Source organism: Streptomyces spiramyceticus (genome assembly GCF_028807635.1).
Taxonomy (GTDB): domain Bacteria; phylum Actinomycetota; class Actinomycetes; order Streptomycetales; family Streptomycetaceae; genus Streptomyces; species Streptomyces spiramyceticus.
Window position 1 is genome coordinate 131,631 of the sequence record NZ_JARBAX010000001.1, and the last position, 26,185, is coordinate 157,815.

Annotated in this window: 7 protein-coding genes; 2 read left to right on the plus strand and 5 right to left on the minus strand. The window is 69.4% G+C overall.

Going from position 1 to position 26,185, the window contains the following annotated elements:
* Positions 1-166 precede the first annotated feature (166 nt).
* The 3 genes from PXH83_RS00580 to PXH83_RS00590 are packed head-to-tail and all read right to left on the minus strand — an operon-like array spanning position 167 to position 3,311.
* Complete coding sequence (locus PXH83_RS00580; protein WP_274555395.1) at positions 167-1,369, minus strand: ABC transporter permease; 1,203 nt, start codon at positions 1,367-1,369, stop codon at positions 167-169.
* Positions 1,366-2,157, minus strand: coding sequence for an ABC transporter ATP-binding protein (locus PXH83_RS00585; protein ID WP_274555396.1), 792 nt, complete (start codon positions 2,155-2,157; stop codon positions 1,366-1,368). Before PXH83_RS00585 ends, PXH83_RS00580 begins: the two co-directional genes overlap by 4 nt.
* A complete protein-coding gene (locus tag PXH83_RS00590) occupies positions 2,154-3,311 on the minus strand; it encodes an efflux RND transporter periplasmic adaptor subunit (RefSeq protein ID WP_274555399.1) in 1,158 nt (385 codons plus the stop codon). Before PXH83_RS00590 ends, PXH83_RS00585 begins: the two co-directional genes overlap by 4 nt.
* 309 nt (positions 3,312-3,620) lie before the next feature.
* On the opposite strand from PXH83_RS00590, the gene PXH83_RS00595 reads away from it, so the two are divergent.
* Together PXH83_RS00595 and PXH83_RS00600 are read left to right on the plus strand one after the other, a co-directional pair.
* Positions 3,621-4,274, plus strand: a complete 654-nt coding sequence (locus tag PXH83_RS00595) for a response regulator transcription factor (RefSeq protein WP_274555401.1) — start codon at positions 3,621-3,623, stop codon at positions 4,272-4,274.
* Between the two features lie 80 nt (positions 4,275-4,354).
* Positions 4,355-5,596: a sensor histidine kinase gene (locus PXH83_RS00600; RefSeq protein WP_274555403.1), complete on the plus strand. Its 1,242-nt coding sequence runs from the start codon at positions 4,355-4,357 to the stop codon at positions 5,594-5,596.
* Between the two features lie 80 nt (positions 5,597-5,676).
* Here PXH83_RS00600 and PXH83_RS00605 read toward each other — a convergent pair whose 3' ends face one another.
* Positions 5,677-6,300, minus strand: a complete 624-nt coding sequence (locus PXH83_RS00605) for a hypothetical protein (protein ID WP_274555405.1) — start codon at positions 6,298-6,300, stop codon at positions 5,677-5,679.
* A gap of 110 nt (positions 6,301-6,410) precedes the next feature.
* The gene (locus tag PXH83_RS00610; protein WP_274555407.1) at positions 6,411-26,180 is read right to left on the minus strand and encodes a non-ribosomal peptide synthase/polyketide synthase; all 19,770 of its coding nucleotides are present in this window, start codon (positions 26,178-26,180) and stop codon (positions 6,411-6,413) included.
* Between the last annotated feature and the right edge of the window lie 5 nt (positions 26,181-26,185).

Below are 26,185 nucleotides of genomic sequence, written 5' to 3' on the forward strand. Positions count from 1 at the left end.
GCTGCCCCACACGCAACTTCGCCCGGAATCCCATCGGGAGATTCCGGGCGAAGCCGGGGACCGTACCCGCGCCGCGGGGGTCGTACGCGGGTACGGAGCAGGAGGGCGTCGTACGACGCCGGGTGAGCCGTGTCAGCCGGCCACAGGTACTGACCGGCCACAGGCACTACGTGGTCCGGAGAGCTTCGGTGGGCTGCATGCGGGCGGCGCGCAGCGCGGGAAGCAGGCCGGCGACGGCGCCGATCGCGATGGCCGCGAGGAGGCCCCCTCCCCAAGCGAGCGGCGGGACGACGGTGGCCCAGTCCTTGACCTGGGCGTAGACCGTGGTGGCGATGACACCCAGCGCCACCCCCACGACGCCGCCGAGCGCGGCGAGGAGGATCGCCTCGGCCAGGAACTGGAGGCGGATGTTGCCCTTGGTGGCGCCGAGTGCGCGTCGTAGCCCGATCTCGGACCGGCGTTCGAGCACCGAGATGACCATGGTGTTGGCGACTCCGATGCCGCCGACGAGCAGGGCCACCGCCCCGAGGCCGAGGAACAGTCCGTTCAGCGCGGACTGGGTGGCGGCGCGGGCTTCGAGAGCGGCCGAGGGCTGGCTGACGCTGACCTCGTCGGCGTTTTCCGGATTTGCCGTCGCGGCCAGTACCTTCTGGACGTTGGTGACCTGGTCGGTCTCGGAGCGTACGTAGACCGTGGACGGGTGGCCGTCGAAGTCCAGGTACTTCTGCGCGGCCGGGTAGCCGACCAGCACCGAGGAATCGATCTCGGGCGTCAGGGTCGCCTGATTGAGGATCCCCGCGACGTAGAACCACTGGCCGCCGACCCAGATGCGCATCCCCGTGTGGACCTCGGCGATGCCCAGGCGGCTCGCGGCGGCCGCGCCGAGCACGGCGACCGGCTGTTTCTCGGTGGCGGCGTTGAGGTACTTGCCCTTGGCCACGGTCGTGCGCAGTGCGGCGGGCAGCTCCAGGCTCGCGGCGTTGACCGTGATGGAGTTGGTGTTGATGCTCGGGATGTACGGGTTGCGGAAGGCGTTGGCCTTGGTCTTGCCGGTGCTCTGGACCGATTCGACCGGCCCGACGCGGGCGATCATCGCCGGAGCGTCGAGCGGGAGCTTGGCCTCGCCGCCGCCCAGGACCCGGCCTGGGGTGACCGTCAGCAGGTTGGTGCCCAGCTTGTCGATCTCGGCGAGCAGACCGGCCTGGGACGAGGCGGACAACCCCATCACCGCCACCATCGCAGCGACGCCGATGGCGATGCCCAGTGCTGACAGCGCGGCCCGCATACGGCGGGTGCGCAGCCCCACGCTGGCGGTCCGGGCCAGGTCGGCCGGGCGCAGCCGGCCGGGAGCCGGAGCCGTGGTGGTCATGGCAGGTGCCTTTCGGTGGACAGGGGCTGCTCCGACGAGCTGACGTCGGCGACGATGTGACCGTCGAGGACCTCGATACGGCGCGGCATTCGTGCGGCCAGTTCACGGTCGTGGGTGATCACGACGATGGTGGTGCCCTCGGCGTTGAGTTCTCTCAGCAGCTTGAAGATCGCTGCCCCGGTGACGCTGTCGAGGTTGCCGGTGGGCTCGTCGGCCAGCACGATCGCCGGGTTGCCGGCCAGGGCGCGGGCGATCGCGACCCGCTGCCGTTCGCCTCCGGACAGTTCCGGCGGGCGGTGATCGGCCCGGTGGCCGAGGCCGACCCTGGTCAGGGCCGCGGCCGCCGCCTTCATCCGCGTGGCGTGCTTGGCGCCCGAATAGAGCATCCCGTCGGCGACGTTCTCCAGGGCGGTGGAGTTCTGGGCCAGGAAGAACTGCTGGAACACGAACCCGATCCGGGTGGCTCGCAGTCCCGCCAGGGCGCGGTCCGACATCTTGGCGACGTCCTCGCCGACGACCCGTACCGTGCCCGAGGTGGGACGGTCGAGGCTGCCCATGACTTGCAGCAGCGTCGATTTTCCCGATCCCGAGGGGCCCACGATCGCCACGAGCTCGCCCCGGTGAATGGTGAAGCCGGCCTTGTCCAGCGCCACCACCGGCGACGCGCCGGGGTAGATCTTGGAGACCTCCTCCAACTGCAGGACGGGCTCACCGGTGGGCTGAGTACCCGCTGCGCGTGTCGTCGCTGTTTCCGCCGCTTCGGCTGTTTCCGTGTCCGCGCCGGTCATGAGGACGGCACCACGATCTTCTGACCGACCTTGAGCCCGTCGCCCTTGACCTCGACCATGCCGGCGCTGTCGTCGAACAATCCGGCCGTCACCGGGATCAGGCGATGCGCGTCGTCGGCCCCGACGACCTCGACGGCGTACCCGCCGCCGGCCAGCGCCAGCAGCGCGTTCACCGGCACCGACAGCACGTCCTTCACGGTGTCGGTCACGATGGACACCTGCACGGGCGCCTGGTCGAGCTGCCCGGTCGCCTTCGGGTTCGACGGCTTGATCTCGACGGAGATGGTCATGCTGTCGTCCGATTTGGTCGCGACTTTCCCGACCGACGACACGACACCGTCGGTCGTCTTGCCGTTGGGCAGCGAGATGGTCACCTTGTCACCGATCGCCACGTCGGACTGCTGGCTGGCGTTCAGCGCGACGGTGACCTGGCGTTGCGTCGAGGACGCTTCGAGGACCACTGCGCCGGGCGCCGCCGCACCACCGCGTACCGCGCTGACCTTGGTAACCCTGATCTCCTTGGCCGACAGGAACACGGCCTGCCCGAGCGGCAGTTTGCCGGTCTCCTTCAGGCCCACATCGTCCTGCATCTCTTTGAGGGCGTAGTACGTCTGCCAGCCGAAGTAGTCGGAATCGGGGTCGATTTCGTCCTTGGTGGCGTATCCGAGGGCGACCAGCGCGGCGTTCAGCTGCCGTACGTCGGCCCCTTCCATGTTCCACTCCAGGGCCCGGTAGACCGGCACGTAGGCGCCGTACAGGAAGATGACCGGCTTGCCGTCCACCCGGTAGAGCACCTTGCCCTGACGGACCACTGTGCCCGCGCCCGGCAGCTTCGTGACCGTGCCGCCGGCCTTGTTGACCACCTTGTAGTCACCTGCGTAACCCAGCGTCCCGTTCTCCTGGGTCCGGGCTGCCAGGGTTCCCTTGGTCACCTTCGCCAAGCCGGTCCGGGCAGTGGGCTTGGTCAACGGGTCCTTCGCCTCGCCGCCGAACGGGTCGGTGACGACGATCCCCACACCCGCCGCGACCAGGACGCTCACGACGACCGCTATCGTCCGCGCGCGCCGTCCGGAGCCTCCGGAGCGCGGACGCCGTCCCTTCTCGTCCGGCTCATTGACATCGGCGTCATCCATCGAAATCTGCGAAGTGCTCATGATGCGCCTCCGCGCTGCTGAGGAACCGTCACAGTATTCACGCGCATGCCCCGGCCCGCCTTTTCCCGTTCGCGTTCCGGTCGGCATCGCACTTGACGGTGCTTTGCATATCGCCCTCCATTACCGTCCGAATTCCTGCATGGGTTCCTGCATGGGTCCTTTCTACGGAGGGATCGGTTTCACCAAGGTTTCGCTCCGCCAGGTGCAGGGCAACCCGGCGATGAAACGCTGAGGAAACCGGGGGTTGAGCATCCTGGACCGGCTTGTCAAGGTGTGCCGTGAGAGAAGTGGTCGTCGAGGGGGCAACAGGTGCGGGTACTCGTGGTGGAGGACGACGAGGAGATGGCGCAGACGGTGGCCGTCGGCCTGCGCCAGTCGCAGATGGCCGTGGACGTGGCGTTCGACGGCCCGTCCGGGCTGGAACGCGCGCTGTGCAACGACTACGACGTGATCGTGCTCGACCGGGACCTTCCCGGGATGCACGGCGATGAAGTGTGCTCCGAGCTGCTCGCGGCGGGGTGCCGGGGCCGGGTGCTGATGCTCACCGCCGCGGCGACGACGGAGGACCTCGTCGACGGGCTCGGCCTGGGCGCCGACGACTACCTCCCCAAACCCTTCGATTTCCCGGTGCTGATCGCTCGGATCAGTGCGCTGGCACGCCGGGTTCATCCGGTCGTGCCGCCGGTGATCCGCCATGGAGACCTGGTGGTCGACACCGCACGGCGTACGGCCAGCCGGGGAGACCGGCCGCTGGAGCTGGCGCCCAAGGAGTTCGGCACGCTGGAGCTGCTGCTGGCCTCCGAGGGCCGGGCCGTCTCCGCCGAGGAACTCCTCGAACGGGTCTGGGACGAAGCCGCCGACCCGTTCACCAATGCCGTGAAAATCACGATCAGCCGGTTACGGACCAAGCTCGGGGATCCGCCGATCATCGAGACCGTGGCCAAGCGCGGATACCGGATTTGAGGAAATACATGTCGGTCGTCGCCCGGCTCAGGAGCCGCGTAATCCGTCCCCGTCTGCCCCGCCGCACAGTCCGGGCCAAGATGACCCTCCTGTACGGGGGGTTGTTTCTCATTTCAGGCGCCGCCCTGCTGGCGATCGCCTATCTGCTTGTGCGGTACTCCGTGCTGGGCGATCCCCCCATGGATTCCAGCTCCGACTTCGCCACTCCGCCACCCGACAATGGCGGTATCAAGCCGCCCCAGAACCCCGAGAACCCAGAGGGGCCTGTCGATTCGCCGCAGGACCAGTCGGTAGCCATCGACATGCTCTCGGCCCAGGCGCAGAAAGCTCTTGCCCGTCAGCGGTCCCTCGTCATGCACCAGTTGCTCGTCAATTCCGGGATCGCGCTCGCTCTCATGTCGGTGATCTCGATCGCGCTGGGCTGGATCGTCGCCGGCCGCATTCTGCGCCCGCTACGGACGATCACGGCCGCCGCACGGGACATCTCGGCGACAAGCCTGCACCAACGCCTGGCGCTCGACGGCCCCGGCGACGAGCTCAAAGAGCTCGGCGACACCTTCGACGGCCTCTTGAGCAGGCTCGAAAGCTCCTTCCAGACCCAGCGCCAGTTCGTGGCCAACGCGTCCCACGAACTGCGCACTCCGCTGGCCCGCCAGCGGGCGCTGGGCCAGGTCGCACTGTCGGACCCCGAGGCGACGGTGGAGTCCTTGCGGGCGGCGCACGAACGGATCCTCGCCGCGGGCGCCCAGCAGGAACGGCTCATCGAGGCACTGCTCACCCTGACCCGCAGCCACGTGGGCATCGAAGTCCGCCAGCCCTTCGACCTGGCACAGCTCACCCACGAGGTCGTCGACCCACGGAAGGCCGAGGCGGCCTTCCGGACGGTGAAGATCCGGTCGTCGGTCTCCGCGGCCGTGGCGGCGGGCCACCGGCCCCTCGCCGAACGCCTCGTCGTCAATCTCGTGGACAACGCCATCCGGCACAACACGCCGCACGGTGAGGTGGAGGTCACGACCCGGACCGAGGGCGGTCACGCCGTCCTCACGGTCGCCAACACCGGTCCCGTCGTGCCGCCGGACGCCATCGACCGGCTCTTCCAGCCGTTCCAGCGGCTCGGCACGAACCGTACCGGCGGCCGTAGCGAGGGACTGGGTCTCGGCCTGTCCATCGTGCAGGCCATCGCCACCGCCCACGACGCCACCGTCACCACCACAGCGGGGGCCAGGGGCGGCCTGATCATCACCGTCACCTTCCCCGCCGTGAGCAACCATGCCCCGCTCACTCGGCACCGTCCGGAGCAGGCCACCACCGCACGACGGTAACGACCACGACGGTAACAACGGGGAGCGCCGTACCCCCCTCGTAGCCAACGAGGGGGGTACGGCGCTCAGTTGCGCAATGGTCACTGGGGTCCGCTTCCGGGCCCGCCGGACTGGATCTCCTTGGGCCCGCCCGCGACCTTCTCCAGAATGGGCTGGCAGGTCTTGTCCGCGCCCTTGAAGACATCGCCGTTCGGGTCGACGCCGAGCGTTTCGCCATTGATGTCGAGGCCGCCCTCGGCATTGGGGTCCGGGAACTTGGGGACCCCGTTCTTACGCATGCACTTGGAGTACTCCAGCGCCGCTTCCTTCACCCCGGCGGGCGGCTTGGCGTTGCCGACCGCGGGCAAGAGCGGCTTGCATGCCTTGTCGGCGGCCTGGGCCTGCGACGACTTCATGTCGACCTTGTTGCCGTCGATGTCGAGAAGACCCTGGGCATTGGGGTCGGGGAAGTTGCTGATTCCGTGCTCTCGCATGCACTTGGCGTACGCCAGCGTGCTGCCGCCCTTGGGCGGGGCGGCCTTGGCCGTCCCCTTGCTGCTCGGAACGTCCGCAACGGCATTCTCACTGGGTTTGTCATTGGAACAAGCGCCCGCGAACAGCATGATGGCCGTCACCGCGGCGAGCGAACCGACCAGCGACCGGGTCCGCCGCGACCGACCAGTACAGCTGCTGTCGAGGACACCGTGGCCAGAGGCACCTTGCATGTCTTTCTCCGTCTCTCGTGGAGGTTCCTGTTGGCTTCGTCAGCGACCGGGCGCTGTCGTAGCCGGGACGCTTGATCAGACGTTACGGTTCGGGGGGTTTCGGCGAGGTATCAAGAACGCTGGTGCCCGAGCTTCTCCAAAACCACGCGGGCGATCTCAACGAGCGGTTCCGCCTTTACCAATTGACGGTGGTCGCACTCAATGGAGTGGGTCTCCACATCGCCCTTGACATAGGGGCGCCAGGATTCTGGAGCGGCCTCGGCCGACATGAGCTCCGGGCGGCCGAGTGTCGCCACGAAAAGGAGAATGTCTCCCTCTACGAAGCCGGGAGTGAATCTCTGCAGAAGCCGCAGATTGTTCTCTTCGGCCTTCTGGACGACCGACAACGTCTCATCGCCCAGTTTTACGTCGGCCTGCTCAACTGCGGCCGCCTCGGGGGCGCCGGTCACGACGTCGCCGTCGATGAGCAGCACCGGCTGTTCCCCGGGCCGGAGCTCGCCGAATCCCGCGAATTCCCCACTGCCTTCGCCGCTGACGTTTCCCTTCTCGTTCGCCGTCGTTATCTCGCGGTTCGGATATCCGTCCAGAATGGCCAGCATTCCGACCGTGTCGCCCTCCCGCTGGAGGTGCGCCGCGACAGCGTGGGCGACCACTCCGCCGAAGGACCACCCCAGAAGGTGGTAGGGCCCGCTCGGCTGTACGGAGCGGATCTGCTCGGCGTAGTCGGCCGCCATTTCCTCGACACTTTCGGGCAGCGCGTCGGTTCCGGTAAGTCCGCGCGCCTGCAAGCCGTATATGGGGTATTCGGCCGGCAAGTGGTTCACCAGAGCCGCGTAGTGCCAGCTGAGGCCCCCGCCGGAATGCAGGCAGAACAGCGGTGGCCGGTCGCCGCCGGTCCGCAGTGGCAGGATCATTTCGTAGTCGCCCGTGGCGTCGGAGTCCTTGTCGAGCACCGCGGCGACCGAGGCGGCCGTCGGCCCGGCGAACAGCTCCCGGATGTTGATCTCCGTGTCGAGTACGGTCCGGATCCGCTCGATCAGCCGCATCGCCAGCAGAGAATCGCCGCCCAGGTCGAAGAACGACTCTTCGGCGCCGACCCGGTCCACGCCCAGGACTTCGGCGAACAACCCGCACAGGACCGCTTCCACCAGCGTTGCCGCCTCCCGGCCCGTCCCGGGGCCGCCGGGGTCCGGGGACGGCAGAGCCGCCCGGTCCAGCTTGCCGTTCACCGTGACGGGCAGGGTCGCCATCATCATGACCGCGGACGGCACCATGTAGTCAGGCAGTGCACGCGCCGCGTACTCCCGCAGGGTGTTCCCGTCCAGCCCCGGGTCGGCCGGGACGACGTAGGCGACCAGGCGCTTTGTCCCGGGCTGGTCCTCGCGTACGGTCACCGCGACCTGGCCGACGCCTTCGTGTCCGGCCAGCACCGACTCGACCTCGCCCGGCTCGATCCGGAACCCGCGAATCTTGACCTGATCATCGGCCCGGCCCGCGAACACCAGCTCGCCCTCGGGCGACCAGCGCGCCAAGTCGCCGGTCCGGTACATCCGTTCGGCGTTGTCGGTGAACGGGCAGGCGACGAACCGTTCAGCCGTCAGTCCCGCCCGTCCCGCGTAACTCCGGGCCAGACCCGCGCCGGCGACGTACAGCTCGCCGGTCACTCCGGGCGAGAGCGGGTGCAGGAATTCGTCCAGCACAAACGTCCGACTGTTGTCCATCGGGCGGCCGATCGGCACGTTCGACGGGACTGTGTCGGCGGCGGTGTACGGGATCTGGGTGGTGAACGCCGTCGTCTCGGTCGGCCCGTACGTCGTGCGGACCACCAGCCCGGGATGCGCCTCCAGCAGGGTGCGGATCGCTGAGGCCGACACCACGTCACCACCGGTCGAGACCTCGCGGACCCCGGCGAAGATCTGGGGCGACTCCTCGGCCAGGAGGCTGAACAGCCCTGCGGTGGCATGCACGTTGGTGACGCCGTGCTCGGAGATCAGCCGGCCCCGCTCGGCCGCGCCGACGTCGCCCGGGGGCATGACGACCAGCCGGCCACCATGCGCGAGGGTCACCCAGATCTCGTACGTCGAAGCGTCGAAGGCATGATTGGCCTGCACCAGGACACGCTCGACGACGTCCTCGCGCCAGCTCCGGTCCTCGGCGAAGCTCACGACGTTCCGGTGTGTCACCGCGACGCCCTTGGGCGTACCGGTCGACCCGGATGTGTACATCACGTACGCCAGGTGACCGGGCAGCAGCGGCGCCGAACGGTCGCCCTCGCGGGGCGCAATCGGCGGGCAGAGCGCCATCCCGGCGACGGCCTCTTCCCACACCACGTGGTCGTACTCGTCCGGCAGAACGCCCCGGGTCGTCCTGGTGCACAGCACCAGAGCGGGCTCCGCGTCGGCGAGCATGAGCCCGATGCGCTCGGCCGGACAGTCCGGGTCGACCGGCACGTACGCCGCGCCCGCCTTCACCACGCCCAGCAGCACCACCAGCAGGTCGGCCGACCGGTCCATCACCACGGCGATCCGGTCGTCGGGTCCTGCCCCCCGGCCGATCAGCCAGTGCGCGACCCGGTTGGCCAGCGCGTCCGCCTCCGCATACGTCAGCGTGGCATCCCGGGCCGCGATCGCGATCGCGTCGGGGGTGCGTTCGACCTGGCGCTCGAAGAGCTCCGGCAGGGTGGTGGCGGCCACCGGGTGTGCGGTGTCGTTCCATTCACGGAGGACCGTCCGCTGCTCCTCGGGGTCGATGATGTCGAGCTTGCCGACCCGCACCCGCGGATCGGCGGCTATCTGTTCCAGCACCTTGACCAGCCGGTCGGAAAGGGCCTGGGCGGTGTTCTCGTCGAACAGGTCGGTGGCGTACTGGAGAGTGCCGCCGATGCCGTCGGGTGTCCCGGTCTCGTCGCGGAACTCGCCCAGCGTGACCGACAGGTCGAAGCGGGCCGCGACGGCGTGGTCCGGGTTCAGCTGCTCCACCTGGAGGCCGGGCAGGTCCCACGAGTCCTGGGCCGGGCCGCTGGAGTGCAGGGCCAGCATGATCTGGAAGAGCGGCTGCCGGGCGAGCGAGCGCACATGGTCGAGGTCGTCCACGAGCCGCTCGAACGGCAGATCCTGGTGGGCGTAGGCCGCCAGGTCCGTGTCACGGACCCTGGCCAGCAGCTCCTCGAACGTGGGGTCGCCGCTGACGTCGGTGCGCAGCACCAGGGTGTTGATGAAGAACCCGGCCAGGTCCTCCACCGCGCTGTCGGCCCGGCCGGCGACCGCGGTGCCGACGGGAATGTCGGTCCCCGCGCCGAGCCGGGCCAGCAGCATCGCCAGCGCGGCCTGGACGACCATGAACATGGTGGCCGAACTCTGCCGCGCCACCTCCGTCAGGGCGGCGTGGGCCTCCGCGTCGAGCCGGAGGGGTACGGATCCGCCCTGGAAGGACGAGATCGCGGGCCGGTTCCGGTCCACCGGCAGCGTCAGTTCCTCGGGCAGACCTGCCAACACCTCGCGCCAGTATCCCAGCTGAGCGCTGATCAGGCTGTCGGGGTCGTCCAGTTCGCCGAGGACCTCGCGCTGCCAGAGCGTGTAGTCGGCGTACTGCACCGGCAGTGGCGCCCAGCCCGGCTCGGAGCCGGTCTGCCGGGCCTTGTAGGCCGCCTGCACGTCCCGCTCCAGGACGCCCATGGACCAGCCGTCCACGGCGATGTGGTGGGCCACGATCACCAGCACGTGTTCCGTAGCGGAGACGGTCAACAGCTCGGTCCGCCACGGCAGATCGCGGGCCAGGTCGAAGCCCTTGCCCGCCACCTCGGCCATGGCGCCGGGGAGTTCGGTCCGGGTGACGTTCCGGACGTTGAGGTCCGGACGGCCTTCGAGGATCTCCTGTCGGGGGCTGCCGTCCGTCGAGGGGAACACGGTACGGAGCGTCTCGTGCCGGTCGGCGACGTCGCCGATCGCCGCGTCAAGGGCTGCGATGTCCAGCTCACCGGTCAGTCCGAGCGCCAGCGGCACGTTGTACGCCGCACCCGCGCCCGCTTCTTCCATCCGGTTGAGGAACCACATCCGCTGCTGGCCGAACGACAGCGGCAGCACCTCGGGCCGTTCCCGCACGACCACACCGGCCCGTGCATCACCCTGGCCGCTCTCGACCAGCCTGGCCATTGCGGCGACGGTCGGCACGGAGAACACTTCGCGGATGTTGATCTCGACGTCCAGGACCGAGCGCACTTTTGCGATCAGCCGCATCGCAAGCAGTGAGTCACCGCCGAGCTCGAAGAACGAGCCGTCGGCGCTCACTTGCTCCAGACCCAGCACCTCGGCGAACAGCGCGCACAACGCTTCCTCCGCCGGGGTGGCCGGAGCACGGTGTTCGCCGCTGCCGAAGTCCGGAGCGGGCAGGGCGGCCCGGTCCAGCTTCCCGTTCACCGTCACCGGCAGGGATTCCAACGCAACGACAGCGGCCGGAACCATGTAGTCCGGCAGCACACCCGCCGCATACTCCCGCAGTACGTCTCCGTCGAACTCATCGCCGGCCGGGACGACATAGGCAACGAGCCTCTTGGTCCCCGGCTGGTCCTCACGCACGATCACCGCGACCTGACCGACACTCCCGTGCCCGATCAGCACCGCGTCGATCTCGCCGGGCTCGATCCGGAATCCACGGATCTTCACCTGGTCGTCGGCACGGCTCGCGAAGAGCAGCTGCCCGTCCTTCGACCAGCGCGCCAGGTCACCGGTCCGGTACATCCGGCCGCCGAACGGGCACGCCACGAACCGCTCCGACGTCAGGGCGGCCCGGTCGTCATAACCGCGGGCCAGTCCCGGTCCGGCCAGGTACAGCTCCGCGATCACGCCCGGCGCGACCGGCTGGAGGAACTCGTCCAGTACGTACGTCCGGACGTTGTCCATCGGCGATCCGATGGGCAGCACGGCCGGGGCTTCGGCTCCGGATTCCACCACGAACGTGGTGGAGCACAACGTCGATTCCGTAGGCCCGTACAGATGCCGCACCCGCAGCCCGGGCACTGTCTCCAGCACTCGGGCGACCGAACCGGCCGGGACGACGTCACCGCCGGTGAGCACCTCGTCCAGTCCCGACAACGATTCGGGAGACTCCTCCGCCAGGACGCCGAACAGGCCGGCCGTGACATGGACCGTGGTCAGGTCGTACGTCTCGACCAGTCCGGCCAGCACCGCGCCGTCCACGGCCCCCGCAGGAGCGACCACCACCGCACCGCCGCGCACCAGCGGCGCCCACACCTCGTACGTCGAAGCGTCGAAAGCGTGGGGGGCGTGCATCAGGACCCGGTCCCCTGGCCCTACGGCCCAGCCCCGGTCGAGTACGAGTCCGGTGACACCGCCGTGCGTGGCCACGATGCCCTTCGGTGCTCCGGTCGAGCCCGACGTGAACATCACGTACACCGCCGATCCCGCCGACGCCCGGCTCTCGGGGGCGGGGCCCGAGCAGGATGCGACCTCGGCCACCACCTCGGGGTCGTCCCAGACGACCCGCTCCGTTTCCGGTCCGGAGAGCAGACCCGCGGTGTCGTGCGTGCAGAGCACGACCTCGGGGGCCGCGCCGCGCAGGATCTGAGTGATCCGCTCGGCCGGATAGGACGGGTCCACCGGCACATACGCCGCACCGGACTTCACCACTCCGAGCAACAGCACGACCAGGTCGGCCGAACGGTCCATCACCACCCCGACCCGGCTCTCCAGGCGCACGCCCCGGTCCGCCAGCCAGCGCGCGACCCGGTCGGACCGGGCGTCCAGCTCGGCATAGGTCAGCGTTACGTCGTCGTCGGCGCCGATCAGGGCGACCGCGTCCGGTGTACGGGCCGCCTGTGCCGTGAACAGTGCGGCCAGCGACGTCTCCGGCACCGGCCGGGTGGTGTCGTTCCAGCCTTCGACCACCTGTTGGCGCTCGGCGTCGTCGAGGATGTCGAGCCTGCTGACCGGGAGGTCCGGGTCGGCCGCCACCTGCCGTAGAACCTCGGCCAGCCGGGCCGTCAGAGCCTGCGCGGTGCCGGCGTCGAACAGGTCGGTGGCGTACAGGAGGTCGCCGACGATCCCGGCCGGGCTGCCGTTCTCGTCGCGGCGTTCGGCCAGCGTGATGGACAGATCGAACCGGGCCGCGACGGTGTCTTCCGCCGGCATCGGCCGGACGTCCAGCTCCGGCAGATCCCAGGAGGATCCCTCCTGGGGGAGGTTCTGCAGTACGAGCATGATCTGGAAGAGCGGGTGCCGGGACAAGGACCGGGCCGGGTTGAGGTCTTCCACGAGCCGCTCGAACGGTACGTCCTGGTGGGCGTACGCCGACAGGTCGGTCTCCCGGACGCGGGCGAGAAGCTCGGCAAACGTGGGATCGCCGCTGACGTCGGTGCGCAGGACCAGGGTGTTGATGAAGAACCCGGCCAGATCCTCCAAGGCACTGTCGGGACGGCCCGCGATCGCGGTGCCGACAGGGATGTCGGTACCCGCGCCGAGTCGGGCCAGCAGCATCGCCAACCCGGCCTGGACCACCATGAACATCGTCGCCGAACCCCGCTGCGCCGCCTCGACCAGCCCGGCGTGGGCCTCGGCGTCGATCTCCACCGGAACCGAGCCGCCCCGGTAGGACGAGACCGCGGGCCTCGTCCGGTCCGCCGGGAGGAGCAGTTCCTCGGGGAGCTCGGCCAGTGCCTCGCGCCAGTAGCCGACTTGGGCGCTGACCAGGCTGTCGGGGTCGTCCAGGTCGCCGAGGACCTCGCGCTGCCAGAGCGCGTAGTCGGCGTACTGCACCGGCAACGGAGACCAGTCGGCCTCCGTACCGTGCAGGCGGGCTCCGAAGGCTGTTCGCAGGTCGCGCGCCAGGACGCCCATCGACCAGCCGTCCACCGCGATGTGATGCGCGACCAGCACCAGCACGGACTCGGTGTCGGACAGGACGAGCAGCTCGGTCCGCCACGGCAGGTCGTGCGTCAGGTCGAAGGTCCTGCCCGCCACCTCGGCCACAGCCGAGGGCAGGTCTGTCGGCGTGACGTTCCGGACGTGGAGGGCCGTGCGGCCGGCGGCGCCGTCCAGGACCTGCTGGCGGGGAACACCTCCGGTCGTGGGGAATGTGGTGCGCAGCGTCTCGTGCCGGTCGGCCACATTGTGCAGAGCCGCCTGCAGTGCGTCCACGTCCAGCTCGCCGGTCAGGCGCAGCGCCAAGGGCACGTTGTAACCTGCGCCCGCGCCTGCCTCCTCCATCCGGTTCAGGAACCACATCCGCTGCTGGCCGAACGACAACGGCAGCACCTCGGGCCGCTCCCGCACACCCACACCCGCCCGTACGACACCCCGGTCGCTCTCCACCAGCCGGGCGATCCCCGCAACCGTCGGCGCACCGAACAGCTCCCGGATGTTGATCTCGACGTCCAGGACCGAGAGCACCTTGGAAATCAGGCGCATCGCGAGGAGCGAGTCACCGCCGAGCTCGAAGAACGAGCCGTCGGCGCTCACTTGCTCCAGTCCCAGCACCTCGGCAAACAACGCGCACAACGCCTCCTCCGCCGGGGTGACCGGCGCGCGACCTTCGCTGTGGCCGAACTCGGGGGCGGGGAGGGCAGCGCGGTCGAGCTTGCCGTTCACCGTCATGGGCAGGGCGTCCAGCGCGACGACAGCGGCCGGAACCATGTAGTCCGGCAGCACACCCGCCGCGAACTCCCGAAGACCGTCCCCGTCGAACTCCTCGTCGGCCGGGACGACATAAGCCACCAGCCGCTTGGCACCCGGCTGATCCTCACGCACAATCACCGCGACCTGACCGACACCCCCGTGCCCGGCCAGCACCGCCTCGACCTCACCCGGCTCGATCCGGAAACCACGGATCTTCACCTGATCATCGGCCCGGCCCGCGAACACCAGCTGACCGTCGGACGACCAGCGCGCCAGGTCACCCGTCCGGTACATCCGACCACCGAACGGGCACGCCACGAACCGCTCCGACGTCAGCCCCGACCGCCCCGCATACCCGCGAGCCAGCCCGGCACCAGCGACGTACAAGTCACCTGTGACCCCCGGTGCGACCGGATGCAGGAACTCGTCCAGCACGAACACCCGGCTGTTCCACACCGGGCCGCCGATCGGCACGGCGGTCCGCCCCGGCTCGGGCGTCAGCGCGCCGGACATCGTCGCGCAGATCGTCGTCTCGGTCGGCCCGTACGCGTTGACCAGGTTCAGCCGCTGAGACCATTCGGCAACCAGGGACGGCGGGCAGGCCTCGCCCGCCACGACGACCGTCTCGACGGACGCAGGCAGTTGAGCGGTACCGGCCAGCACCGAGGGCGGCAACGTCATGTGCGTGATCCCGTACTCGCCGAGGAGGTCCTCCAGCGGCGCATAGGGCGGCATCCGGTCAGCGGGGGCCGTGACGAGGGCCGCCCCGGACGTCAGCGCCATGACCAGTTCCCATACGGAGGCGTCGAAGCCCAGCGCAGCGAACTGCAGCACCCGCGAACCCGGCCCCACCCCGAACCGGTCGATCTGGCAGCCGGACAGGCTGGCGAGACCCGCGTGGGTGACGACCACTCCCTTGGGAACACCGGTCGAACCGGACGTGTAGATCACATACGCGGGATGTTCAGGATGCAGTGCAACCACCGGTGCGCTCACCGGACGGTCCTCGATCTCGGCCACCGTCGCGGGGTCGTCCCACACCACCCGCTCGACCCCGTCGGCGAGCAGGCCGTCGGTCCCGCTCGTGCACAGCACCAGCGCGGGCAGGGCGTCGGCGAGCACGAACTTGATCCGCTCGGAAGGGTAGTTCGGGTCCACCGGAATGTAGGCCGCTCCGGCCTTCATCACGCCGAGCAGAACCACGACCAGGTCGGCCGAGCGCTCCATCAGTACGCCGACCCGGTCCTCCGGGCCGATGCCCCGGCCGATCAGCCAGTGCGCCACCCGGTTGGCGCGTCGCTCCAGCTCCGCATAGTCGAACGACGTCTCGCCGATCAGCGCCGGCTCGGCGGGTGTTCGCGCGACCTGGGCCTGGAACAGCTCGGGCAGGGTCGCGGCCGGGATCGGCCGGGCGGAGTCGTTCCACTCGTCGAGCACCGCGCGGCGCTCGGTCTCGTCGAGTACGTCGACCTGGCTGATCCGGACGTCCGGGTCGGCCGCGACCTGCTCCAGGACCTGGGTCAGACGTGCCGCCAGAGCCACCGCGGTCGGCTCGTCGAACAGGTCGGTGGCGTACTGGAGGCTGCCGACGATCCCCGCGGGGATTCCCTGCTCGTCGCGCTGTTCGGAGAGGTTTACGGACAGGTCGAATCTGGCCGCCACGTTCTCGTCGACGGGCATCGGCTCGATGCTCAGGCCCGGCACGTCCCACGGGGTCTCGGTCCGGGGCACGTTCTGCAGGATCAGCATGATCTGGAACAGCGGGTGCCGGGACAGCGAACGAGCCGGGTTGAGCTCGTCCACCAGCCGCTCGAACGGCATGTCCTGGTGGGCGTAGGCGCCCAGGTCGGCCTCCCGGACGCGGGCGAGAAGTTCGGCGAAGGTGGGGTCGCCGCCCGTGTCGGTGCGCAGGACCAGGGTGTTGATGAAGAACCCGGCCAGATCGTCGAGCGAGCTGTCGCCGCGGCCGGCGATCGCGGTGCCGATGGGGATGTCGGTGCCCGCGCCGAGACGGCTCAGCAGCACGGCCAGCGCGGCCTGGACGACCATGAACATCGTGGCCGAACTCCGCTCGGCGACGTCCACGAGCCCGGCGTGCGCTCCGGCGGCGACCTGGACCCGTACCGACCGGCCCTGGAAGGTGGCGACGGCGGGCCGCGCCCGGTCCACGGGGAGTACGAGTTCCTCGGTGATGTCCGCCAGGGCGTCCCGCCAGTAACCGAGCTGGCCGCTGATCAGGCTTTCGGGGTCGTCGGGATCGCCCAGGACCTCGCGCTGCCAGAGCGCGTAGTCGGCGTACTGGACGGGCAGAGGTGTCCAGTCGGGGCCCTCTCCCGCGTGGCGGGCCTTGTAGGCGGCCCACAGATCCCGGGCGAGGACGCCCATGGACCAGCCGTCCACGGCGATGTGATGTGCCACCAGTACAAGAACGTGTTCGGTGGTGGAGAGGGTCAGGAGCTCGACGCGCCACGGCAGGTCGGTGGACAGGTTGAACCCCCGGTCACCGGCGGCGGCCACGAGGCCGGGCAGCTCGGCGTGGGTTGAACGGCGAACGTGCAGGTTCGGACGGGATCCGGGGCCCTCCAGGATGCGTTGCTGGGGAACACCGTCGGTCTCCGTGAAGACCGTGCGGAGCGTCTCGTGCCGGTCGGCGACGTCACCGAGCGCCGCTTCGAAGGCGGTGACGTCCAGGTCACCGGTCAGCCGTACGGACAGGGAGACGTTGTAGGCGGCGCCCCCTCCGGCTTCTTCGAGCCGGTTGAGGAACCACATCCGTTGCTGGCCGAAGGACAGGGGCAGCACGTCTGGCCGTTCCCGTACGACGACACCCGCTCGTACGACGCCCTGGTCTCTCTCCACCAGCCGGGCCATTCCGGCGACGGTCGGCGCACCGAACAGCTCCCGGATGTTGACCTCGGCATTCAGCTCGGACCGGATCTTCGAGATCAGGCGCATCGCGAGGAGTGAGTCACCGCCGAGCTCGAAGAACGAGCCGTCGGCGCTCACTTGCTCCAGCCCCAGCACCTCGGCGAACAGTGCGCACAACGCTTCCTCCGCCGGGGTCGCCGGAGCACGGCCTTCGCCGCCGTCGAACTTGGGGGCGGGGAGGGCGGCGCGGTCGAGCTTGCCGTTCACCGTGACGGGCAGGGTTTCGAGCTGCACGATCGCGGTGGGGACCATGTAGTCCGGCAGCTTGCCCGCGACGTACTGCCGCAGCAGGTCGGCGTCGATCTCCTGACCGGCCGGGACGACGTAGGCGACCATCCGCTTCACGCCCGGCTGGTCTTCCCTGACGATCACAGCGACCTGGCCTACGCTCTCGTGCGCGGCCAGCACCGCCTCGACCTCACCGAGCTCGATCCGGAAACCACGGATCTTCACCTGGTCATCGGCACGGCCCTCGAAGAGGAGCTGCCCATCCGGCGTCCAGCGGACCAAGTCGCCGGTGCGGTACATGCGGCCCCCGTACGGGCAAGCGACGAACCGCTCCGCCGTCAGCCCGGCACGGCCGTCATAACCACGGGCCAGACCGGAACCCGCGACATACAACTCCCCCGTCACACCCGGTGCGACCGGACGCAGGAATTCGTCCAGTACGTACGTCCCGGCGTTGTCCATCGGTCGGCCGATCGGCACACTCACCGGAACAACATCACCGGCGCTGTACGGGATCTGCGTGGTAAACGCGGTCGTCTCCGTAGGACCGTACGTCGACCGGACCGTAAGACCCGGATGGGCGTCCAGCAGCGCCCGTATCGCCGAAGCAGAGACCACATCACCACCGGTCGACACCTCACGCACACCCGAGAAAATCTGCGGAGACTCCTCCGCCAGCACCCGGAACAGACCAGCCGTGGCGTGCACGTTGGTGATCCCGTGCTCGGCTATCAACCGGCCGCGCGCGGCCGCGTCCTTCTCACCATGCGGCAACAGGATCAGTCGACCACCGCGTGTGAGCGGCACCCACAACTCATACGTCGACGCATCAAAAGCATGGTTCGCCTGAACCAACGCCCGCTCCACCACGTCATCACGCCAGCTACGGTCCGCGACGAAGCTCGCCACATTCCCGTGCGTCACCGCCACACCCTTCGGCGTACCGGTCGAACCCGACGTATACATCACATACGCCAGGCTGTCCGGCGACAGAACCAGCCCCGGATCCACCGGCTCAGCCTCAAAAAGCCCCGCCACCGCAGTCGTCTCAAGACCGTCCAACTCACGATCGGCCACCACCACAGAGACCCCGGCCTCCGCCACCACCGCACGCAACCGCTCCACCGGATGACCAGAGTCCAACGGCACATACGCCGCACCGGCCTTCACCACACCCAACAACACAGCAACGAGATCCGCCGACCGGTCCATCACCACACCGACCCGGCCCTCCAGACCCACACCCCGGCCGATCAGCCCCTGCGCCACCCTGTTCGCCCGCTCGTCCAACTCCGCATACGTCAGCGACACATCACCGCCAACAACCGCAACAGCACCCGGAGCCCGCGCCACCTGCGCCCCGAACAAATCCGGCAACGTCACCGCAGAAACCGACCGAGCAGTGTCGTTCCACTCCTCGATGACCTGCCGCTCTTCGCTCGCATCCAGCACGTCGAGCCGACTGATCCGTACCCCCGGGTCGGCGGCGATCTGCTCCAGGACATGCCGCAGGCGGTCGGCCAGAGCGCGAACGGTGTGTTCGTCGAACAGGTCAGTGGCGTACTGCACAGTGCCGCGCAGTCCTGCCGGGACGCCCTGTTCGTCGCGCAGTTCGTTCAGTCCGACGGACAGGTCGAAGCGGCTTACGACCGTCTCGTCCGCCGGCATCGGTCGAACCCGCAGACCGGGCAGCTCCCACGAGGCGTCCGCCTGGGCGTCGTTCTGGACCGCCAGCATGATCTGGAAGAGCGGGTGCCGGGACAACGAGCGCGCTGAATTGAGGTCTTCCACGAGCCGCTCGAACGGTACGTCCTGGTGGGCGTACGCCGACAGGTCGGTCTCCCGGACGCGGGCGAGAAGCTCGGCAAACGTGGGATCGCCGCTGACGTCGGTGCGCAGGACCAGGGTGTTGATGAAGAACCCGGCCAGATCCTCCAAGGCACTGTCGGGACGGCCCGCGATCGCGGTGCCGACAGGGATGTCGGTACCCGCGCCGAGCCGGGCCAGCAGCATCGCCAGCGCGGCCTGGACCACCATGAACATCGTCGCCGAACCCCGCTGCGCCGCCTCGACCAGCCCGGCGTGCGCGTCGGCGTCGACTTCGACCGTGACCGTCCCGCCGATGAATGAGGAGACCGCCGGTCTCGTGCGGTCCACTGGCAGGACCAGCTCTTCGGGCAGTTCGGCCAACACCTCTCGCCAATAGCCGACTTGGGCGCTGACCAGGCTGTCGGGGTCGTCCAGGTCGCCGAGGACCTCGCGCTGCCAGAGCGCGTAGTCGGCGTACTGCACCGGCAACGGAGACCAGTCCGCCGTCGCGCCCTGGAGACGCGCCCTGAAGGCCGCCCGCACGTCCCGGGCCAGGACGCCCATCGACCAACCGTCCACCGCGATGTGATGCGCCACCAGCACCAGCACGTGTTCGGTCTCGGACAGGACCAGCAGCTCGGTCCGCCACGGCAGATCGTGCGTCAGGTCGAAGGTCCTGCCCGCCACCTCGGCCACGGTCGCCGGGAGATCGTCGTGCGCGATCTCGCGGATCCGCAGTGCTGTCCGGCCGGCGGCACCCTCCAGGACCTGCTGCCGGGGAACACCCCCGGTCTCGGGGAACGTCGTGCGCAGCGTCTCGTGCCGGTCGGCCACATCGTGCAGAGCCGCCTGCAGTGCGTCCACGTCCAGCTCCCCGGACAGCCGCAGCGCCAAGGGCACGTTGTAACCCGCGCCCGCGCCCGCTTCCTCCATCCGGTTCAGGAACCACATCCGCTGCTGGCCGAACGACAACGGCAGCACCTCGGGCCGCTCCCGCACACCCACACTCGCCCGCACGACACCCCGGTCGCTCTCCACCAGCCGGGCGATCCCCGAAACCGTCGGCGCACCGAACAACGCGGAAATGGTGATCTCCGCGTCGAGGACCGAGCGGATTTTGGCGATCAGGCGCATCGCCAGCAGCGAGTCACCGCCGAGGTCGAAGAACGAATCCTCCGCGCCCACCCGCTCCAGGCCCAGGAGCTGGCCAAACAGCCCGCACAGCACTTCTTCCGCCGGCGTTGCCGGACCCCGGCTCACCACTTCGCCCAGATCCGGAGCGGGCAGAGCGGCCCGGTCCAGCTTCCCGTTCACCGTCACCGGCAGGGACTCCAACGCGACGACTGCAGCCGGGACCATGTAGTCCGGCAGCACACCCGCCGCGAACTCCCGCAGTACGTCCCCGTCGAACTCCTCACCCGCCGGGACGACATAAGCCACAAGACGTTTCGTCCCCGGCTGATCCTCACGCACGATCACCGCAACCTGACCGACATTCCCGTGCCCGACCAGTACCGTCTCGACCTCACCCGGCTCGATCCGGAAACCACGGATCTTCACCTGGTCGTCGGCACGGCCGGCGAAGAGCAGCTGCCCGTCTTTCGACCAGCGCGCCAGGTCACCCGTCCGGTACATCCGACCACCGAACGGGCACGCCACGAACCGCTCCGACGTCAGCCCCGACCGCCCCGCATACCCGCGAGCCAGCCCGGCACCAGCGACGTACAGCTCCCCGACGACTCCGGGCGGCAGCGGGCGCAGGAATTCGTCCAGTACGTACGCGCGGCTGTTGTCCATCGGGTACCCGATCGGCGTGCTCGCGGGAACCGTGTCGCCTGTGGTGTAGGAGATCTGTGTGGTGAAGGCCGTCGTCTCGGTCGGCCCGTAGGTCGTACGGACCACCAGTCCGGGATGTTCCTCCACGAGGGTCCGGATCGCCGATGCCGACACCAGGTCACCACCGGTCGACACCTCACGCACACCCGTGAAGATCTCCGGCGACTCCTCCGCGAGCACCCGGAACAGACCGGCCGTCGCGTGCACGTTCGTCACCTCGTGCTCGGCGATCAACTGCCCGCGCTCGGCGACGGAGACGTCACCCGGACGCAGCAGGACAAGGCGGCCGCCCCGCACCAGGGGCACCCACAGTTCGTACGTCGAGGCGTCGAAGGCGTGATTGGCCTGTACGAGCACCCGCTCGGCCACGTCCTCGCGCCAGGAGCGGTCGAGGACGAAGGCGATCACGTTGGCGTGGGTCACCGCGACGCCCTTGGGGACACCGGTGGATCCGGAGGTGTACATCACGTACGCGAGGTTCTCCGGTGACGCCAGATCCTGCGGGTCTTCCGTGCCGTCCGGCTCCGGCAGCCCCTTCACCATGACGGCGCCGAGCTCGTCCAGCGGACGGTCGGCCAGCACCACCGAGACCCCGGCCTCCGCGACCACGGCGCGCAGCCGCTCGACGGGGTGACCGGCGTCCAGCGGAACGTAGGCCGCGCCCGCCTTGAGCACGCCGAGCAGTACGGCGATCAGGTCCGCCGAGCGGTCCATCACCACGCCGACCCGGTCCTCCGGGCCCACCCCCCGGCCGATCAGCCAGTGCGCGACGCGGTTCGCCCGCTCGTTCAACTGCACGTACGTCAGGGTGACTTCGTCGCTGACGACGGCAATCGCGTCCGGGGTCCGTTCGGCCTGTTCCCGGAACAGCGAGGGCAGCGTCGTCTCGGGGACCGCCCGGCCGGTGTCGTTCCAGCCGTCGACGACCGTGTGCTCTTCCATGCCGTCGAGGACGTCGATCCGGCTGATCCGCAACTGCGGGTCGGCGGCCACCTGTTCCAGTACGCGTACCAGTCGCCCGACCAGCGCCTCGGCCGTGGCCTCGTCGAAGAGGTCCGTCGCGTACTGGAGTTCGCCGCCCATACCGGCGGGAGCGCCGTGGTCGTCGCGCTGTTCGGCGAGGCTGACGGTCAGGTCGACGCGCGCCGCGACCGTCTCGCCCGCGCGCATCGGCTCCACGCGCAGCCCTGGCATCTCCCATTGGCCGGCCGCCCGGGGGATGTTCTGCAGGACCAGCATGATCTGGAACAGCGGGTTGCGGGACAGCGAGCGCACCGGGTTGAGATCGTCCACCAGCCGCTCGAACGGCAGATCCTGGTGTGTGTAGGCGGCCAGGGCGGTCTCGCGGACCCGGGCCAGCAGTTCGGCGAAGGTGGGGTCGCCGCTCGCGTCCGTACGCAGTACCAGGGTGTTGACGAAGAATCCGGCCAGGTCGTCGAGAGCGCTGTCCCCTCGTCCGGCGACCGTGGTGCCCAGGGGGATGTCGGTGCCCGTGCCGAGCCGGGCCAGCAGCATCGCCAGCGCGGCCTGGACGACCATGAACATCGTCGCCGAGCCCTGCTGGGCCACTTCGACCAGCTCGGCATGTGTGTGCGCGCCGAGCCGTACCGGGAGCGAACCGCCCTGGAACGAAGACGTCGCGGGCCGCGTCCGGTCCACCGGGAGCGGCAGTTCCTCGGGGAGGCCGGCCAGGGTCTCCCGCCAGTAGCCGAGCTGGGCGCTGATGAGGCTGTCGGGGTCGTTCAGGTCGCCGAGGACCTCGCGCTGCCAGAGGGCGTAATCGGCGTACTGCACCGGCAACGGCGACCAATCCGCCGCCGATCCCGCACGCCGCGCCGCGTACGCGGTCTGAAGGTCCCTGGCCAGGACGCCCATCGACCAGCCGTCCACCGCGATGTGATGCGCCACCAGCAGCATGGCGTGCTCGGTGGACGACAGGGCCAGCAGGTCGATCCGCCACGGCAGGTCCCGCGTGAGATCGAAGCCCCGCGCGATGCCCTCTTCCAGCAGGCCGGGGAGGCTCTCTTCGGTGACCTCGCGGACCTGGACGGACGGGTGTCCGGCCGGGCCGTGCAGGATTTCCTGTGCGGGTACGCCCTCGGTCTCCGAGTAGACGGTACGGAGCGACTCGTGCCGGTCGGCCACGTCCGCGAGGGCCGCTTCCAGTGCGGCCACGTCCAGCTCGCCGGACAGTTTCAGGACGAGCGACACGTTGTATCCGGCGCCGGATCCTTGTTCTTCGAGCTGGTTGAGGAACCACATCCGCTGCTGGCCGTACGACAGCGGCAGTACGTCGGGGCGTTCGCGTGCGACGAGGCCCGCCCGTACGGCCCCCTGATGGCTCGTCACAAGCCGGGCCATCCCGGCCGCGGACGGCGCCCCGAACAGCTCACGGACCGTGACCTCGGCGTTCAGCACCGCCCGGATGCGGGCGATCAGCCGCATCGCGAGGAGCGAGTCTCCGCCGATGTCGAAGAAGGAGTCCTCGGCGCCGACCCAGTCCAGGCCCAGTACCTCGCCGAACAGCCCGCAGAGCACCTCTTCGAGCGGCGTCGCGGGACCGCGCCCGAGCGCGCCGCCGAAGTCCGGGGCGGGCAGCGCGGCCCGGTCGAGCTTGCCGTTGACGGTCACCGGCAGCGATTCCACGATCACCACGGCGGCGGGGACCATGTAGTCGGGGAGCCGGTCCGCGACGTGGTCGAGCAGCGCGTTCACGTCCGCGCCTGCGCCCGTGCCCGCGTCTTCGGCGACCACGTAGGCGACGAGCCGCTTCACGCCCGGCTGGTCCTCGCGGACGATCACCGCGACCTGGCCCACACTCGCGTGTCCGGACAGGACCGCCTCGACCTCGCCCGGCTCGATACGGAAACCACGGATCTTCACCTGGTCATCGGCCCGTCCGGCGAACACCAGTTGACCGTCGGACGACCAGCGCGCCAGGTCACCCGTCCGGTACATCCGCTCCCCGGAGCCGGGGAACGGGCACGCGACGAACCGCTCCGCCGTCAGCCCGGCGCGGCCGTCATAGCCTCGGGCGAGCCCGGTCCCGGCGACATACAGTTCCCCGGTCACGCCGGGTACCGCCGGACGCAGGAACTCGTCCAGGACGTACACCTGGGCGTTGTCCATCGGTCGGCCGATGGGCACACTCGCCGGAACGACGTCATCAGCGGCGTACGGGATCTGGGTGGTGAAGGCTGTCGTCTCCGTCGGCCCGTACGTCGACCGGACCGTCAGATCCGGATGGGCGTCCAGCAGCGCCCGTATCGCGGATGCGGAGACCACATCACCACCGGTCGACACCTCACGCACACCCGCGAAGATCTCCGGCGACTCCTCCGCCAGCACCCCGAACAGACCGGCCGTGGCATGGACGTTCGTCACCCCGTGCTCGGCGATCAACCGGCCGCGCTCGGCCGCGTCGACATCGCCGGGACGCATGACGACCAGCCGGCCGCCGCGCGTGAGCGGAACCCACAGCTCGTACGTCGACGCGTCGAAAGCGTGGTTCGCCTGAACGAGCACTCGCTCGACCACGTCATCACGCCAGCTACGGTCCGCGACAAAGCTCGCCACGTTCTCGTGCGTCACGGCAACGCCCTTCGGCGTACCGGTCGAACCGGACGTATACATCACATAGGCCAGAGCGTCCGGCGAGACGAGTGTCGATACGGGGCCGTCCAGCGCCGCGACCTCGTCGGCCAGCGCCGGATCGTCCCAGCTCGCAGCACCGGCAAGCCCGAGCCTGTCCGCATGCGCGCTCGTGCTCAGCACCAGCGCGGGTTTCGCGTCACCCAGCATGAATCCGATGCGCTCGGCCGGATAGTCCGGGTCCACCGGCACATACGCCGCGCCCGCCTTCACCACACCCAGCAGCACCACGATCAGCTCGGCCGACCGGTCCATCACCACGCCGACCCGGCTCTCCGGGCCCACCCCCCGGCCCGCCAGCCAGCGCGCCACCCGGTCGGCCCGGGCGTCCAGCTCGGCATACGTCAGCGTCAGGTCCTCACCGGCCACCGCGACCGCGTCCGGCGTGCGTGCCGCCTGCGCCTCGAACAGCTCCGGCAGCGTGCGGGCGGACAGCGGCTGAGCGGTGTCGTTCCAGTGCTGGACTACGGTGCTCCGCTCAAGGGGGTCCAGAAGGTCGAGTCGGCCGACCGGCAACGCGGGGTCGGCGGCGATCTGCTCCAGGAGCCTGACGAGCCGGTCCCCCAGCGCCTGGATGGTGACCGGGTCAAAGAGGTCGGACTGGTAGTCGAAGCGCAGTTCCAGCCGCTCGCCCGGGACGACGCCCAGGATCAGCGGGTAGTGGGCGGTGTCCGAGCTGGCCGATCCGGTGATCTGCAGTCCGCCGGACGGGACTAGGCCGCCCTCGGCCGGCACCGGGTAGTTCTGGTAGACGAGCAGTGAGTCGAAGGTCGCACCGGAGCCCGCTGTCCGCTGGATCTCCGCGAGTCCCAGATGCTGGTGGTCGAAGAGTTCGGCCTGCTGGACCTGGAGGTCGGTCAGCAGCTCCGCGATCGTCCGGTACGGATCGAGACGCACCCGCACCGGCACCGTATTGATGAACAGACCCAGCATCCGCTCAACACCCGGAAGATCAGCCGGACGACCGGCCACCACAGCACCGAAGACCACGTCATTCCGGCCGGTCAGCATGCCGACCAGAACACCCCACACACCCTGCACCACAGTGTTGAGCGTCAGCCCGTGCTCGCGCGCGATCTCGCGTAACGCCTCAGTCAGCCCGGCGCCGGCCCGCACCATCGCGTGCTCGGGCAGAGCCAGGTCGCCGCCGCGGTCGGCCGGGCGTACCAGTGTCGGGGCGACGGTCCCCGCCAGCGCATCCCGCCAGGCATCCCGCGCCGCATCCTTGTCCTGACGGCCCAACCACGCCAAGTACTCCCGATACGACGTCACCGGCGGCAGCACCGACACATCGCCGCCAGCCGCGTACAACTCCGACAACTCACCGAACAAAACCGGCAGCGACCAACCATCCATCAAAATGTGATGCATCGTCAGCACAAGCTGATAACACGACTCGTCCAGCTTCAGCAGCAACAACCGCAACAGCGGCGGAACCGCCAGATCGAACCGGCGCTCGTGCTCGGCTTCCATGAGCCGCACGGCCTCCGCTTCGGCCTCCGCGGCGGGCAGCCCGGAAAGGTCGACCTCACGCCACGGCAGAGTCACTCCCTGGAGCACCACCTGCACGACCTGCTGCATCCCGGCGGGCTGCTGGAAGCTCGCACGGAGGCTGGCGTGCCGGTCCAGCAGCGCCTCCCAGGATGCCCGCAGTACTCCGGTGTCCAACGGCGCGGCCAGATCGGTGACGCGCTGTTCCACGTAGACGTCACGGGCCTGCTCGTCGTACTGGGCGTGGAAAAGCAGCCCTTCCTGGAGCGGCGACAGCGGCCACACATCTTCGATACGCACCTGGGTCACTGCGG